14 protein-coding genes are annotated in these 15,918 nt (G+C 69.1%); 10 read left to right on the forward strand and 4 right to left on the reverse strand.

Features of this window, described 5'->3' with window-relative positions:
- Positions 1-103 precede the first annotated feature (103 nt).
- The 4 genes from ACYVKI_RS08725 to ACYVKI_RS08740 are packed head-to-tail and all read left to right on the forward strand — an operon-like array spanning position 104 to position 3,916.
- The gene (locus ACYVKI_RS08725; RefSeq protein WP_460689965.1) at positions 104-778 is read left to right on the forward strand and encodes a DUF4956 domain-containing protein; all 675 of its coding nucleotides are present in this window, start codon (positions 104-106) and stop codon (positions 776-778) included.
- Positions 775-1,695: a polyphosphate polymerase domain-containing protein gene (locus ACYVKI_RS08730; RefSeq protein WP_460689966.1), complete on the forward strand. Its 921-nt coding sequence runs from the start codon at positions 775-777 to the stop codon at positions 1,693-1,695. Before ACYVKI_RS08725 ends, ACYVKI_RS08730 begins: the two co-directional genes overlap by 4 nt.
- Positions 1,696-1,725: 30 nt before the next feature.
- Positions 1,726-2,433 (forward strand): response regulator transcription factor, encoded by a 708-nt coding sequence (locus ACYVKI_RS08735; protein WP_460689967.1) that lies wholly within the window; start codon positions 1,726-1,728, stop codon positions 2,431-2,433.
- On the forward strand, positions 2,426-3,916 hold the full coding sequence (locus tag ACYVKI_RS08740; RefSeq protein WP_460689968.1) for a sensor histidine kinase: 1,491 nt from the start codon (positions 2,426-2,428) through the stop codon (positions 3,914-3,916). The genes ACYVKI_RS08735 and ACYVKI_RS08740 overlap by 8 nt, the downstream gene beginning before the upstream one ends.
- Here the strand turns inward: ACYVKI_RS08740 and ACYVKI_RS08745 are convergent.
- From ACYVKI_RS08745 to ACYVKI_RS08760, 4 genes are all read right to left on the reverse strand, one after another.
- The gene (locus ACYVKI_RS08745) at positions 3,855-4,673 is read right to left on the reverse strand and encodes a class I SAM-dependent methyltransferase (RefSeq protein ID WP_460689969.1); all 819 of its coding nucleotides are present in this window, start codon (positions 4,671-4,673) and stop codon (positions 3,855-3,857) included. The two genes, ACYVKI_RS08740 and ACYVKI_RS08745, sit on opposite strands and share 62 nt — an antisense overlap.
- The gene (locus ACYVKI_RS08750; RefSeq protein ID WP_460689970.1) at positions 4,673-6,928 is read right to left on the reverse strand and encodes a S9 family peptidase; all 2,256 of its coding nucleotides are present in this window, start codon (positions 6,926-6,928) and stop codon (positions 4,673-4,675) included. The genes ACYVKI_RS08745 and ACYVKI_RS08750 overlap by 1 nt, the downstream gene beginning before the upstream one ends.
- Positions 6,929-6,968: 40 nt before the next feature.
- On the reverse strand, positions 6,969-7,637 hold the full coding sequence (locus ACYVKI_RS08755) for a response regulator transcription factor (RefSeq protein ID WP_460690518.1): 669 nt from the start codon (positions 7,635-7,637) through the stop codon (positions 6,969-6,971).
- 75 nt (positions 7,638-7,712) lie between these two features.
- A complete protein-coding gene (locus ACYVKI_RS08760) occupies positions 7,713-8,945 on the reverse strand; it encodes a histidine kinase (RefSeq protein WP_460689971.1) in 1,233 nt (410 codons plus the stop codon).
- A 178-nt stretch (positions 8,946-9,123) separates the two neighbouring features.
- On the opposite strand from ACYVKI_RS08760, the gene ACYVKI_RS08765 reads away from it, so the two are divergent.
- The 6 genes from ACYVKI_RS08765 to ACYVKI_RS08790 all read left to right on the forward strand — a co-directional run bounded on the left by ACYVKI_RS08765 (position 9,124) and on the right by ACYVKI_RS08790 (position 15,917).
- Positions 9,124-10,056, forward strand: coding sequence for a hypothetical protein (locus ACYVKI_RS08765; RefSeq protein ID WP_460689972.1), 933 nt, complete (start codon positions 9,124-9,126; stop codon positions 10,054-10,056).
- Positions 10,057-10,332: 276 nt separating this feature from the next.
- Complete coding sequence (locus ACYVKI_RS08770; protein WP_460689973.1) at positions 10,333-11,115, forward strand: ABC transporter ATP-binding protein; 783 nt, start codon at positions 10,333-10,335, stop codon at positions 11,113-11,115.
- A complete protein-coding gene (locus tag ACYVKI_RS08775; RefSeq protein ID WP_460689974.1) occupies positions 11,112-11,990 on the forward strand; it encodes an ABC transporter ATP-binding protein in 879 nt (292 codons plus the stop codon). Before ACYVKI_RS08770 ends, ACYVKI_RS08775 begins: the two co-directional genes overlap by 4 nt.
- Positions 11,987-13,867 (forward strand): AMP-dependent synthetase/ligase, encoded by a 1,881-nt coding sequence (locus ACYVKI_RS08780; RefSeq protein ID WP_460689975.1) that lies wholly within the window; start codon positions 11,987-11,989, stop codon positions 13,865-13,867. The genes ACYVKI_RS08775 and ACYVKI_RS08780 overlap by 4 nt, the downstream gene beginning before the upstream one ends.
- Positions 13,864-14,760, forward strand: coding sequence for a branched-chain amino acid ABC transporter permease (locus ACYVKI_RS08785; protein ID WP_460689976.1), 897 nt, complete (start codon positions 13,864-13,866; stop codon positions 14,758-14,760). The genes ACYVKI_RS08780 and ACYVKI_RS08785 overlap by 4 nt, the downstream gene beginning before the upstream one ends.
- Complete coding sequence (locus ACYVKI_RS08790; protein ID WP_460689977.1) at positions 14,757-15,917, forward strand: branched-chain amino acid ABC transporter permease; 1,161 nt, start codon at positions 14,757-14,759, stop codon at positions 15,915-15,917. Before ACYVKI_RS08785 ends, ACYVKI_RS08790 begins: the two co-directional genes overlap by 4 nt.
- Position 15,918 lies beyond the last annotated feature (1 nt).

Here is a 15,918-nt window from a genome sequence, read left to right on the forward strand (position 1 = left end):
CCTATGGATTCTTGACCCAGACATCGCCGATTCATAGGGCGTTCATAAGATCGTGCCCTTCCATGGGGACTCGACACGTCATCGAGAATCCCAGGAGAACCCCATGGAACACCTCTGGATGGTCATGGTCGACGCCGCCGCGATCCTGCTGCTGACCTTCGGCCTGTACTTCCGCCGGCACCACCGCCGTGATCTGGTCACCGCCTTCGTCGTGGTCAACATCGGCGTCTTCGCCGTGGCCGCCGTGCTGTCTTCCCTGGAGATCGGTATCGGGGTGGGTCTCGGCCTCTTCGGCGTGCTGTCCATCATCCGGCTGCGTTCCTCCGAGATCTCCCAGCATGAGGTCGCCTACTACTTCGCCTCCCTCGCCATCGGCCTGATCGCCGGCTTCGACGGCATCTATCCCGTGCTGGGCATCGCGCTGATCGCCCTGATCCTGCTGGCCGTGGCCCTGGTGGACTCGCCGCTGGTCCTGGGCCGCTCCCGCCAGCAGACCCTGCGCCTCGACGGTGCGGACCTCGACCTGGACACAGTGCGCGCCCGCCTGGAGCCGCTCATCGGCGCGCCGGTCCGCTCGGTGAGCATCACGCGTGTCGATCTCGTGGACGACACCATGACCGTCAACGTGCGCTGGGCCGACCCTCGCCCGCGCGACCTCCGGGCAGCCCAGGCCGGGGCAGTCCAGGCCGGGGCATCCCAGCTCGTGAGCGAGCAGCCTGTGGCCGAGCAGTCCGTGCCTGAGCAGTCCGTGGCCGCGCAGATGGAGCGCCGGGCATGAGCCTCGCCCGCGCCGCCCATCCCGGCCTGCTCATCGACGCCCTCGCCGCCGGATTCGCCCCCATCGCTCTGGAGGAGCTCAACGCCCAGGCCGCGCTGCAGACCCGGGTGGACCGCAAATACGTGGTCCCCGGTACCCAGCTGGAGGAGCTGCTGCGCTCCCTCCAGGACGGCCCATCACGGGTGCTGGAGGTCTCCGGGACGCGAGCCATGCGCTACCGGTCCCTGTACTTCGACACCCCGGACCGGGTCTCCTATCTGCAGTCCACGCTGCGACGCCGGCGCCGCTTCAAGCTGCGCACCCGCCAGTATGTGGACACCGGTCAGGCCTACCTGGAGATCAAGCGCTCGGGAGCCCGCGGGGAGACCGTCAAGGAGCGCACCAGCCACCCCTCCGTCCAACTGGACCGCTTCCGCGGCACCGCCGACGACGACGTCGCCTCCGCCCTGTCCTCCACCGGGGTGGACCCGGCGCGGATCGAGGAGCTGGTGCCGTCGCTGGGCACCGCCTACCGGCGCACCACACTGCTGCTGCCGCCCGCCGAGCCGGGGGAGCCGCCGTCGCGGATGACGATCGACACCGACCTGCGCTGGACCCGACAGGGGGACGCCGCTGACGTCGCCGCTGACGTCGCCGCTGACGCCGTCGACGTCGCTGATCCCGCCGCCCGCGCCCTCGCGCGCACCGAGTCCCTGACCACCCCGCGCCTCGCCGTCGTCGAGACCAAGTCGGCCTCCGGCGCGGGCCAGGCGGACCGGATGCTGTGGCAGCTGGGGGTGCGTCCGACCCGGCTGTCCAAGTACTGCACCGGCCTGGCGGCGCTGTGTCCGGAGCTTCCGGCGACCCCCTGGAAGCGCACGCTGCGCCGGCACTTCTCCTCCGGGATCCACCATGGTGAGAGCCTGTCCAGCCGGTAGGGTGCTCCCATGGGGAGTCAGGAGCATGCGATGACCCGCCTGGACGGCAGCCCGATCCGTGCGCTGGTGGTGGACGACGACCCGATGCTCAGTGAGGTCCTGGCCATGGCGCTCAGCGCCGAGGGATGGGAGCCCCGCCGGGTGGGGGACGGCCAGGCCGCACTCGCCGCGGTGCGGGAGCTTCGCCCCGACGTCGTCGTGCTGGACGTCATGATGCCGGGCATCGACGGCTTCGAGGTGGTCCGTCGGCTGCGCGCCTCCGGAGAGGACGTGCCGGTGCTGTTCCTCACCGCCAAGGACGATGTCGCCGATCGGATCGCCGGGCTGACCTCCGGCGGGGACGACTACGTCACCAAGCCGTTCTCCGTGGAGGAGGTGGTGGTGCGGCTGCGGGGCATGGTGCGCCGGCACATGCGGCACGTGGCGGAGGAGTCCTCGGTGCTGGTGGTCGGAGACCTCGTCCTGGACGAGGACACCTATGAGGTCGCCCGGGCCGGCCAGCCGGTGGAGCTCACCGCCACTGAGTTCTCCCTGCTGCGGTACCTGATGGAGAACCAGCGCAAGGTGCTGTCCAAGGCCCAGATCCTGGACGCGGTGTGGCAGTACGACGTCGGCGGCCGCTCGTCGGTGGTGGAGCTCTACATCTCCTACCTGCGGCGCAAGATCGACGCGCTCGGCTCGCCGATGATCCACACGCTGCGCGGGGTCGGTTACTCCATCCGGGCCGCCGATGAGTGAGCGGACCCAGCGCCGGCTGAGCCGGTGGCCGCTGCGCCGCCAGCTGGTGGCGGGGATCGTGATGCTGCTGGTGGTGGCCACCGGCGTGATCGGCGTGGTGACGGTCGCGGTGCAGCGGCACACCGTGCTGGACCGGGTGGACGACCAGCTGGAGACGGTGCTGGAGGCGCAGCGCTCCGCGGTGGAGGACGAGAGCCAGGAGATCCCGCGGATGCGGGCCCGCTCGGTGGTGATCATCGAGGCCGACGGCGTCGACGACGTCGCGGAGCTGACCGACGAGTCCGGCGTGGTCTCCCCACTCTCGGACGCGGAGCGCGGAGAGCTGCGTGACGGTGCCGGACTGGAGCCCGACGCTGAGACGATCCAGCTGAGCGAGCACGGCTCCTACCGGGTCACCTCGGCCGCGCTCGACGACGGCGGACAGGTGGTGGTGGGGCAGTCGCTGTCCGAGGTGGATCAGACCATCCGGGACATGACCCTGTCCTTCACCGTGGTGGGGCTGCTGGGGGTCACGCTGGCGGCCCTGGGCGGGCGATGGATCATCCGGCTGGGGCTGCGCCCGCTGGAGCGGCTGGCCCGTACGGCCTCCCAGGTGTCGCAGACCCCGCTGGCCGAGGGCACCGTCTCCATGCCGAGCCGGGTACAGGACCAGGACACGTCCCCGGGCACTGAGGTGGGGCAGGTGGGTGCGGCGCTGAACCGGATGCTCGACCATGTGGAGGACGCCATCGGCCGGAGGCAGCGCAGCGAGGACCAGCTGCGCCGGTTCATCGCCGACGCCGGCCACGAGCTGCGCACCCCGCTGGCGGCGATCAGCGCCCACGCCCAACTGATGGAGCGCCGGCGGGCGGAGATGCCGGAGGAGCTGGGGCATTCCTCCCAGCGGATCCGCTCCGAATCGCAGCGCATGGGGCTGCTGGTGGAGGACCTGCTGCTGTTGGCCCGCCTGGACTCCGGGGTGCCGCTGGCCGACGAACCCGTGGAGCTGGCCCGCATCCTGGTGGACGTCTCCGCCGACGCCCAGCTGACCGCCCCAGGGCATCAGTGGCACATCGACCTGCCCGAGGGCGCTGCGGACCTGACGGTGCGCGGCGATGCCGCCCGGCTGCACCAGGTGGTGTCCAACCTGGTCAACAATGCGAAGGACCACACCCCGGAGGGCACCGCGGTGACCCTGAGACTGCGCGCGGACGGGCCTGAGGCCGTGGAGGTGGCCGTCGAGGACGACGGCCCCGGCATCCCGCCGGAGCTGCGGCCACGCATCTTCGACCGGTTCGTGCGCGGCGACGGCGCTCGCAGCCGCGGCGATGCCGACGCCGGCCAGGGCAACACCGGCCTGGGGATGGCGATCTGCGCGGCGATCGTCCATGCCCACCGGGGGACGATCCGCTGCGAGTCCCGTCCGGGCCGCACCCGGTTCGTCATCCGGCTGCCGGCGGCTCCTCACTCGGCGGGTCCGGCAGCTTCTGCGCCAGCACGATGATCTCGGGGGAGTCCGGGGTGAGCTCCTCCCGGTCCCAGTCGCCCCATACCTCGACCGCCACGAAGCCGGCCTGCCCCAGGGACTCGACGAGGGTGGGCAGGCTCCGGTAGCGCAGGGTCTCGTGGACCACCAGGTGCTGACCGTCGGGCAGCACCGTGTGGCCGCGGTGGGTGATCAGCGGTCCGTCGGTCACGGCGTCGGCGGAGGTGGTGTCCACCCCGGCGAGCTCCACCCAGGAGGTGAACTCGCCGCCGTCGGGGTGCGGCTGGGTCTCTCGGGTGTGTTCGGGGTCCCAGGCGTCCAGCTCCATCGCCTCCGGGTTCCGGGACTCGAAGGCCAGCCAGCCGCCGGGCACCAGGGTCCGGTGGGCATGGCGCAGCACTTCGTCCCAGGCCGATCGGGGCAGGAAGTACTGGGCCACGTGGCCCTCCATGAGCGCGAAGTCCGCCCAGCCGCTCGGCAGCTGCTCCGCCGTGCCGTGGATCCAGGTGACGGCCTCACCCCCGGGGCGGGTGCGGGCGGCCTCGATCATCGCCGCCGCGGGGTCCACCCCGGTGACCTCGAAGCCCCGGCGGGCCAGCTCGACGCCGAGCACCCCGGTGCCGCAGCCGATGTCGCTGATCCTCCGGGCGCCCGTCTCCTCGATGAGCGCGGTGTAGAACTCGTGATCCCACCCGCCGGAGTTCTCGACGTCGTAGACCCGGACCATCGGGGGATGCTCCGTCCACGGCCCTTCGACGGTGATGACCTCGCCCATCAGAACCGCCGCTCGGCCGCGCCCAGGTGGTGTGCCAGGAAGGCGTAGTCCCAGGCGCGCTCCTTCCAGGATTCGTAGCGGCCGGAGGCGCCGCCGTGGCCGCCGTCCATCTCGATCTTCAACAGCACCGGGTCCTCACCCTGCTGATACTCGCGCAACCGCTGGACCCATTTGGCCGGCTCCACGTAGAGCACCCGGGTGTCATGCAGGCTGGTGACTGCGGCGATCGCCGGGTAGCGGGTGTTCCGGACGTTCTCATAGGGGGAGTAGGACTTCATGCACGCGTAGACCTCGGGGTCCTCGATCGGGTTGCCCCACTCCTCCCACTCCAGGGCGGACAGCGGCAGGTCAGGGTCCAGGATGGAGGTCAGGTTGTCCACGAACGGCACCTGCGCGACGATCGCCGTGTACTTCTGCGGCGCCATGTTCGCGATCGCGCCCATCAGCAGCCCGCCGGCGGAGCCGCCCAAGGCGGCGATGCGCGCCGGGTCCGCCCAGCCGGCCTCCACCAGCCGGTCGGTCGCGGAGAGGAAGTCGGTGAAGGTGTTCGTCTTGGCCAGCTTCTTGCCGTCCTCGTACCACCAGCGGCCCAGCTCCCCGCCGCCGCGCACATGGGCGACGGCGAAGACGATCCCGCGGTCGAGCAGGGAGAGCCGAGGGATTCCGAAGAACGGATCCATGCTCATCTCATAGGAGCCGTAGCCGTACACCAGGGTGGGGTTGGTGCCGTCCGGGGCGACGTCGCGGTGGTGCATCACCGTCACCGGGATCTGCACCGGCGAACCGTCCGGCGCGGTGCCCTCCCCGGGGGCCCAGATCCGAGTGGCCCGGTAGGCGGAGAGGTCGACGTCGTTGACGGGGGTCTCGCGGCGCAGGATCGGAGTGGGGGCGGCGGTGTCCCCGCCGTCGTCGGAGGCGGCGGGATGGGGGATGTCATAGATCCGCGGCGGAGTGAACCAGGAGGTGTAGAGCACCCGGAACAGCGGGGCCTCGTGCTCGGCGGAGGTCACCGCGCAGGTGAACAGCTCCTCCTCGAACCGCGGGCCGGGCAGCGACGACGTCGGCACCGCCGCGCCGCCGTCGCGGACGCTGCGCAGCGTGTCCAGGGAGAGCATCTGCACGGACTCCACGGTGTCGCGTCGGGCGCTGACCAGCACCTGCGCGGCGGTGACGGCCACACCTTCCAGCTTCACGGTGTCCTCGTGGGGGAGGACCGTGCGGCCCAGGTCCAGCTCGTCGTCGGAGTCCTGGGCGGCCAGCGCCTCCGCGGTGGTCAGGCTCAGCGCATTGTTGGGACCGTGTGCGTTGTGGGTGACCAGTAGCTTCCGCTCGCCGTCGAGCTCGATCGGGTCCACGCTGTGCAGCAGCCGGCGCTCGGCGGAGATCAGCAGGACCGGCTCGGCGTCGGGGTCGGTGAGGTCCAACAGGCGGGTCTCGTCGTATTCCGAGTTGCCGGAGACGATGATCAGCTCCCGCTTGTCCGAGGAGAGGCCGAACCCGGTCCACAGCTGCTCATCGGTGATCTCCAGCAGCAGCCGGTCGTCGGAGGACTCGGTGCCCAGGGTGTGGACATAGAGTCGCCAGGGGCGCCAGGTCTCATCAGCCACCATGTAGTAGGCCCGCGACCCGGTGGGATCCAGGACGGCGGCGCCGTGGACGTCCGCGACGGTCTCCGGAAGGTTCTTCCCGGTGGTGAGGTCCCGGAAGTGCAGGGTGTGCCGCTCGTCGCCGGTGGTGTCCTCGCAGTAGGCGAGCAGCCGGCCGGACTCGTCGATGCTCATCCCGCCGAGCTGGTAGAAGGCATGCGCTTTCGCCTCGGCGTTGGTGTCGAAGTAGGTGACCTCACCGTCGAGGGCGACGCCGGGCTCCACCTCGGGCGGGGTCCACGCCGCCAGGGAGTCTGAATCGTCGCCCGCGGGCACGGCGCCGACTGGGATCCTGCAGTACACCGGGTGCTGCTCGCCCTCGATGGTGCGGGTGAAGTACCAGAACCCGCCGCGCCGGGAGGGCACGGTCAGGTCGGTCTCCACCGTGCGGTGCTTGATCTCGGCGAAGATCGCCTCCCTCAACGTCTCCTGGCCCGCGGCGACGGCCTCGGTGTAGCGGTTCTCCGCGGTGAGGTGATCGATGACCTCCGGGGACTCCTTGTCCCGCAGCCACTCGTAGGGATCGGTGACAGTGTCCCCGTGGTGGGTGCGAGTGGTGGGAACCTTCTTCGCCTGCGGGGGAGCGGGAATCGTGGTGGTCTCAGACATGGGCACCATTCAACCAGAGGGCGGTGTCATGGCTGTGTCGTCAGGCCAGTCCGTTCAGATCCAGCCGGGCCTGGGCGACGATGACGGCCAGCTGGGCGCTGGTGTCCGCCCCGATCTTGGCCCGCGCGCTGGCCAGGGTGCTCTTGACGGTGCTCGGCGAGATGAACAGCTCACCTGCGATGTCCTCATAAGTCTTGCCGTCACCGATCAGCCGGGCGACGGCGATCTCGCGCTCGGCGAGTCCGCTGACGCGTCGACGGGCCGCCTCGCAGACCGGCTCCGTCTGCGGGCCGACGTAGCTGGCGACCAGCCGGGAGGTCATCGCCGGGGAGATCATCGGGTCGCCCTCGTGGGCCATGCGGAGGGCGGTGGCGAGGAACTCGGTGGCGTCGTCCTTCAGCAGGAAGCCGGTGGCCCCGGCGTCGAGGGCGCCATGCAGGTGGGTGTCCGTGCCGAAGGCGGTCACCGCCAGGACGGCAGGAGGGGCCAGCTGCTCGCGGATCCGCCGGATGGCCTCGACGCCGTCCATGCCTGCGCCCAGGTGCAGGTCCATGACGACGACGTCGGGACGGTGGGTGCGGACGGCGTCGATCGCCTCCGCGCCGGATGGGGCGGTGCTGACGACGGCGATGTCCTCCTCGCCGCTCAGGATGTTCTGCAACGAGCCCAGGACCAGGGCGTCGTCGTCGACCATCACCACGGAGAGCATCACGCCGGAAGTCTACCAACTGGGGTCTGACACGACGGGGGATCCCCAGGTCAGAGGCGGGGGACGGGCTGGGGCTCAGCCGGGTGGCTGGGCGGCCTCGGGCGGAGGCCAGGGCAGCTGGACGGTGAGGATGAAGCGGCCCTCGTGCTGATGAGTCTCCACTGTGCCGCCGAGCGCCCGGGCCCGTTCCTCGAGGCCGACCAGGCCGGTGCCGGAGCCGGCAGTGAAGCGGGGCTGCTCCGGGAGCCGGTTGGTGACCCGCAGCTCGATCCCCTGGCCTTCACCGCCGGTCAGGCTGATCTCCGCGGTGCGGTCGCTGCTGTGCCGCAGCACGTTGGTCAGGGCTTCCTGGAGGATGCGGCGGACCGCGTGCTGCAGGGCGTCTGGGGCTGTGGAGAAACCATCGACGAGCACGAAGGGGCGGACGTCGACGCCGCCGGCCGCGGCCTCGGCGAACAGGGCCTGCAGATCGGCCACACCCTGAGGGGAGGGTGCTGGGGCGTCGTCGCCGGCTCCGCCCTCCCGCAGGGAGGTGAGCAGGGCGCGGAGGTTGGTCAGGGCTCGGTCGGCATAGTGGCGGGTGGTGCGCAGCTCGTCACCGAGCCGTGGGTCGCCGGTGCTCTGCGCGGCCTTCTCCAGGCCGCCCACATGCAGGGAGAGCCCGGAGAGGTCGGAGGCCAAGGTGTCGTGGACCTCACGGGCCAGAAGCTGCCGCTCCTGCTGACGGGTGAGCTGCTCGGTGAGCTGCTCGTTGCTGTGTTCGGCGGCCCGGGCGTGGGCCTCGGCCGCCCGGGCGGTGCGGCGCTGCCGCACGCCCAGGGAGATCCCCAGCACCAGCCCCAGGCACAGGACCGTGACGACGGCGACCAGGATCTGCCCGGTGCGTCGGTAGTCCGGGTCCGGCCAGCCGGACAGGGCGTGCAGGTGCAGGCCCGCGCAGATCAGGATGACGGCGAATCCGGCGGCGGCGACCGCCCAGTGCCAGCGGCGTTCGGCCCGCACGATCCACACGGTCAGCCCGACGGCGAGCACGAACGGGTCCAGGCGCAGCAGCAGTGCGACGACGGTGCCGGTGATCATCGGCACCAGCGGGAGCCGACGGTAGACGGGCAGCGTGAGCAGCGCCAGCATCCCCAGTCCGGCCATGATGGCGCCGAGAGTGGTCGGCTCGTCCGTCGCCGGGTCGGTGTACCCCGGGTTCGTCATCGCCGTCGCCACCGTCACCAGCAGCCCGGTGCCGATCATCACCAGCACGACGATGCCGGAGAGGGCGAGGCGCACGATCCGGGGCCAGGTTCGGGGGAACATGCCGCCAGTGTACGGAGGCGCTCTGACATGTGGACACGGCGGATCCGGCAGGTCAGTGTGCCCGATCGGGCAGCGCGGTCTGCCTGATCAGCGGTGCCGAGGGGGTGCGGATTTCGACAGGCTCGAATCAGCACATCGTGCAGCACTCGCAGTTCCCTGAAGAAAGCAGGTTTGAGCCATGACTTCCATCCATCCCGGACACGGACCCGGAGCCGGACCCGGAGCCGGAGCCGAACCCGGACCCGCAGCCGTCGAGGCTGGGCCGAGCCGGAACATCGTCGGGATCATCGCACTGGTCACCGCGATCCTCGGGACGATCTTCGCCTGTGTGCCGGGCGCGCTGATCCTGGGATGGGTGCTGCTGCCCATCGCCTTCGTCCTGGCGCTGGTGTCCCTGTTCCTGAAGGGGAAGAAGCGTGGAGCCGGGATCGCCGGGCTGATCGTCTCCGTGGTGGGCACCGTCATCGGGGTCATCGTCTTCTTCGCCGTGGTGGCCGACGCCTTCGACGACGCCTTCACCGATGAGACCACCGTCTCCGCGCCGGAGGAGGATGAGGGCGACGACGGCGAGCCCGCCTCTGAGACTGAGGACGCGGCGACCTCCGAGGAGGAGGCAGACGCCGCCGCGGCATCTGATGAGGAGGACGAGGCCCCCGCAGCAGGTGCCGACGACGACGCCGAGCAGGGCACCCGCGCGAACCCCTACCCGCTGGGCTCGGAGATCACCACCTCCGACTGGGCGGTGACGGTCAACAGCGTGGACCTGGACGCCACCGCCGCCGTGCTGGAGGAGAACCAGTTCAACGAGGACCCCGAGGAGGGGCACACCTACATCCTGGTCAACCTCAGCGTCCAGTACATCGGTGACGACCCCGAGGGAGACATGCCGATGGTCAGCGTCAGCTACGTGTCTCCGGAAGGGAACACGTTCGCCTCCCATGACCGCAGCGCAGTGGAGCCGGACAGCTTCGACTCCATGAGCACGCTGTACGAGGGCGCCTCCACCACCGGCAACATCGCACTCCACGTGCCGACTGACGGCGTGGAGGACGGCGTGCTGAAGGTGTCGCCGGGGATGTTCGCCGACGACGTGTTCGTCGCGGTGGACTGAGCGTCCCGGAGGACGTACACGACGACGGCGGGTGGGTGACCGAAGGAGGTCGCCTGCCCGCCGTCGTCGTGTGTGGTGGTGTGCCCGAACCCTACAGCTTCCGCGGGTAAGTGTCCGATGCATTCCTGACCAGATACTGAAAAGTAGATTACGTCTCGGTAACATCTGTGACGGGGCTCACATCGAGGTGCTATGTTCAGCTCCCACATGATCAGTGCACGAGAGGGGACACATGATCACTCAGATACTGCGGCGCCTCGACTGCCGGGAGGCCGAGTGCTGACCGTCACGAACGTCGACGTCGTCTACAACGACGTCATCCAAGTCCTTCGAGGAGTCAGCCTCACCGCCGAACTGGGGAAGATCACCGCACTGCTGGGAGCCAACGGAGCCGGCAAGACCACCCTGCTGCGTGCCGTCTCCGGACTTCTCGACATCCACGACGGCAAGGTCACCAAAGGGGAGATCCAGCTCGGCGACCAGGCCGTCCAACACTGGAACGCCTCCCGGATCGTCTCCGCCGGGCTCGGCCAGGTCCTCGAGGGTCGCCGCGTCTTCGCCGAGTTCACGGTGGAGGAGAACCTGCGCATCGGAGGTCACACCCGCCGGGGTAGCCTCACCGATTCCATCGAGGAGATCTACGAGCTCTTCCCGGTGCTGGCCGAGCGGCGCCGACGCACCGCCGGCTACCTCTCCGGGGGAGAGCAGCAGATGCTGGCCATGGGCCGCGCCCTGGTCGCCCGGCCCGACGTGATCCTGCTCGACGAACCCAGCCTCGGGCTGGCGCCACGGATCATCCAGCAGATCCGGGACCTGATCGTCCAGGTCAACCAGGAACGTGGCACCACCGTGCTGCTGGTGGAGCAGAACGCCATGATGGCGCTGTCCATCGCCAGCCACGGCTACGTGATGGAGCAGGGAAAGATCGTCATGGACGACGACGCCCAGAAGCTGCTGGAGAACGACGACATCCGGGACTTCTACCTGGGCCGCGGCGAGCTGGCGACCTCCTACCGAGACCTCAAGCACTACAAGCGCCGGAAGAGGTGGCTCTCATGAACACCCAGGAGATCTGTGCGGTCCAGGACGTGGAGCTCAGCTTCGGCCAGGTCAAAGCACTGGACGGGATCAGCTTCAGCATCCGCCAGGCGGAGCTCTTCGCCATCATCGGCCCCAACGGGGCAGGCAAGACTTCCATCTTCAACGTGCTCTCCGGGGTCTACCGGCCGCAGAAGGGCACCGTCCGCTTCGGCGGGGAGTCTCTGCTCGGAGCCCGCCCCCACACCATCGCCCAGCGCGGCATGGCGCGCACCTTCCAGAACATCGAGCTCTTCGAGAATCTCACCGTCGCCGACAACCTGATGCTCGGGCGTCACCACCATCTGAACTACCGCTGGTGGGACTCGATCATCTGGTGGGGCAAGGCCCGCAGCAGTGAGCTCGCCAACCGTCGCAAGGTCGAGGAGATCATCGACTTCCTCGAGATCGAAGGCTACCGGGATCTGCCGGTGGGCATGCTGCCCTACGGGATCCAGAAGCGCATCGAACTGGGCCGGGCCCTGGCCATGGAGCCGCGGCTGCTGCTGCTCGACGAACCGGTGGCCGGCATGAACGGCGAAGAGACCGAAGACATGGCCCGGTTCATCCTCGACATCCGTTCCGAGCTCAAGATCCCGATGATCCTGGTCGAGCACGATATGGCCCTGGTCATGGACCTCGCTGACCGGGTGATGGCGATGAACTTCGGCGCCCCACTGGTCACCGGCACCCCCGAGGAGGTCCAGGCCCACCCCGAGGTCATCCGCGCCTACCTGGGCACCGACGACGCGGACCGCACCGACGATGCGGACCGCACCGACGACGTGGACCGCACCGACGATGCTGCTGGCGCTGCTGACGACGCTGCCGGCAGACACCCGCAGGAGGCCCCATGAACACCACCCGCACGCTGCCCCTGCGCATCCGTCAGCGGGCTCAGGAGACCCCCGACGCCGTCGCCATGCGCGAGAAGAACTTCGGCATCTGGGAACAGACCACCTGGCGTGAGTACTGGGAGACCTCAGTGCTCGTCGGCCATGCCCTGCTCGCCCTCGACGTCGGCATCGGCGATCGGGTGGCGGTCCACAGTGAGAACCGCCGGGAATGGCTCTTCTCGGACATCGGCACGGTGGCCGTCCGTGCCGCGACCGTCGGGCTCTACCCCACCAATCCCACCCCCGAGGTGCTCCACCTGCTGAAGGACTCGGGATCCTGCGTGCTCATCGCCGAGGACCAGGAACAGGTGGACAAGACGCTGGAGATCGTCGACGAGCTGCCCGAGCTGCGGCACATCGTCTACATCGAGCCCCGAGGCATCGCCGGACAGTACACCGACGAGCGGCTGATCAGCTGGGAGTCGTTCCTCGCCCTGGGTGCTGAGCACCTCACGCAGCACCCGGAGGCGCTCACCGCGCTCGCCGAGTCTGCGGAGCCCGAGGACCTGGCCACCCTGATCTACACCTCCGGCACCACCGGCAAGCCCAAGGGCGCGATGCTGACGATCGACAACATCGAGTTCGTCATCGAACGGGCCAGCGAGGAGGGAGCCTTCCTGGGAGAACCGGCGGACAGCCACGATCTGCTGGTCTCCTATCTGCCGCTGTGCCACGTCGCCGAACGGTGCTTCACCACATGGCTCAACGCCGGATCCGGCACCCAGGTGAATTTCGCCGAGTCCATCGAGACCGTCACCACCGCGCTGCGCGAGGTCCAGCCCACTGTGGTGTTCGGGGTCCCCCGCATCTGGGAGAAGAGCGTCGCCGGCATCCACATCCGCATGAGCGGGGCCACCTGGTTCAAGCGCACCTCCTTCGCGATGTTCATGCGGATCGCTGGTTGGATCGGCGACACCCTGGTGGAGAACCGGGGCCGCCACACGGTGCTCACCCGGTTGGTCTACCTGGTCTGCTGGGTCGCCTGCTTCCGCGCCCTGAGGGAACGGCTCGGCCTGCGCCACGCCCGGTACGCCGCCTCCGGTGCCGCGCCCATCGCCCCTGAGGTGCTGAAGTTCTTCATGGGCATCGGAGTGCCGATGCACGAGGTGTACGGGATGACGGAGAACGCGGCCATGGCTTCGGCCAACATGCCCGGCAGGGTCGTGCTGGGCACGGTCGGAGAGCCCCAACCCGGCGTGGAGATGCGCATCGATGAACACACCGGCGAGATCCTCACCCGGCATCGCGGCACCTTCGCCGGCTACTGGAACCGCCCGGACGCCACCGCAGAGACCATCGACGACGACGGCTGGCTGCACACCGGCGACGTCGGCGAGTGGGTCGATGGCACCCATCTGAAGATCACCGATCGGATCAAGGACATCATCATCACCGCCGGGGGGAAGAACATCTCCCCCTCGGAGATCGAGAACAGCCTCAAGAGCTCGCCCTACGTGAAGGAGGCGATCATCATCGGCGACGGTCGCAAGTACCTCACCGCACTGATCGGCATCGAACAGGACACTGTCGGCGAATGGGCCCAGCGGCGCAGGATCGCCTTCACCACCTACCGGGACCTCTCCGCCAAGGACGAGGTGCGCGAGCTCATCCAGGGAGTGGTCGATGAGACCAATCAGAAGTTCGCCCAGGTGGAGACCATCAAACACTTCACCCTGCTGCCCAAGGAGCTCGACCACGACGAAGGCGAGCTGACCGCCACGCAGAAGGTCAAACGGTCAGCGATCACCGCACAGTTCGCCGCGCAGATCGCCCATATGTACGGCGAGACGACCGAGGAGACGACCCAGGAGACGACCCACGAGGCGGCGGCACGATGACACTCTTCGCTCAAGCCGTCACCTCGGGCCTCGCCCAGGGCGCGATCTATGCCCTGCTGGCGATAGGATTCGTCATCATCTACAAGGCCACTCATGTGATCAGCTTCGCCCAGCCGGCGCTGATGGTGTGCGGCGGGCTGTTCAGCTATCACCTCTCGGGCATCCTCGGCTGGCCCTTCTGGCCGTCCATGATCGTGGCGGTTCTGCTGGGTGCGGGCCTGGGCATGCTCATCGAGCGGCTGGCGCTGCGACCGATGGTCGGCAAGCCGGTGTTCACCCTGGCGATCATCACCATCGGTGTGGACGTGGTGCTGCGGGTGCTGGCCAACCGGTACATCGGAGCCGATTCCCGGGCCCTGCGGTTCCCCGGGGGAGGGGAGCGCTACGAGCTGCTCGGGGTGGCGCTGAGCCACCGGCAGGTCACCATCATCGTGGTCACACTGATCACCGTGGTCTCGCTGGCGCTGTTCTTCCGGTACGCGAAGGCAGGACTGGCGATGCGCGCCACGGCCCTGGACCAGGAGACCGCCTCCGCCCAGGGCGTGCGGGTCGGCGCGATCTTCGCCCTGGCCTGGGCGATCGCCGGCGGGCTGGCCGCCATCGCCGGCACCTTCATCGCCACAGGCTCCGGAGGCATCGAGCAGGACACCTGGGTCATCGCGCTCAAGGCGCTGCCCGCGATCATCATCGGTGGGCTGGACAGTCTCCAGGGAGCGGTGATCGGCGGACTGCTCATCGGAGTCGTCGAACAGATCACCGCCGTCTACCAGGGGACCTACATGCCGTTCCTCGGCTCCAACTTCTCCCTGGTGGCGCCCTACGCCCTGATGTTCCTGGTGCTGCTGATCAGACCCTATGGACTCTTCGGCACCAAGGAGGTGGAGCGAGTATGACGACGACCTCGACCGGTCACACATCCCGCGGCCCCCGACCGCCGCGGGGACGTCCCCGGCTGCGCACCTCCTACGCCCAGGAGATGGCGCTGCTGAACACCCCGGCGAAACGTCGATCCACCTTGGTGATGATCCTCGTGGGGTTCTGCGCACCGCTGCTGGTCACCGATGACCTGCTGCAGATCCTCACCCTGGGAATGTTCGCCGCCATCGGCGCCATCGGACTGAACCTGGTCACCGGCTACGCCGGGCAGGTCTCCCTGGGGCATGCGTTCTTCATCGGCCTCGGCGCCTTCACTGCCGCCGTCATCGGAGGCGACCCGGACGGGCGGCTGCTCGGGTTCGGGATGCCGATGTACGTGTGGCTGCCCGCGGCCGGACTGGCGGCCGCCGCCGCCGGGCTGCTCGTCGGGCCGCTGGCCGTGCGGCTGCGCGGGCTCTACCTGGCGATCGTCACCCTGGGGCTGGTGTTCCTGGGGCTGCACATCTTCCGGGAGGCACGGACCTTCACCGGCGGCCCCGGTGTGGGGCGTCGCGCCCCGGACGTGGAGCTCTTCGGCATCAACGCCTCCCAGGCGGGCGGCTTCCCCGGCCTGGACTGGTCCCGGGACCAGCAGCTGTTCGTGGTGGCCCTGATATTCCTGATCATCTTCGCCGTGGCGGCGCGCAACATCGCCCGCTCCGGGGTCGGCCGGGCTTTCGCCGCGATCCGTGATCGCGACGTCGCCGCGGCCGTCATCGGGGTGGACCTCACCGCCCACAAAGTGCTGGCCTTCGCCCTGTCCTCGTTCTACGCCGGGATCTGCGGGGCGCTGTACTACTGCGTGGTCCGGGTCATCGAGCCCAGCTCCTTCGACCTGCTGCTCAGCGTGCAGTTCCTGGCCATGGTGCTCATCGGCGGAGTGGCGACCATCTCCGGGTCGATCATGGGCGCCCTGTTCATCACCGTGCTGGGCCGGCTCGCCATCGAGATCGCCCATGTGGTGCCCTTCGTCAGCACCTCGGTGACCGGGGGAGGACTGCTCAACGTCTTCCAGCTCGAAGGGATCCTCTACGGGCTGCTGATCATCATCTTCCTGATCGCCGAGCCCCGGGGGTTCTACGGCATCTGGATCCGCATACGGAACTACTGGAAGGGCTGGCCGTTCACCTACTAGC

This window comes from Nesterenkonia suensis (genome assembly GCF_054782935.1).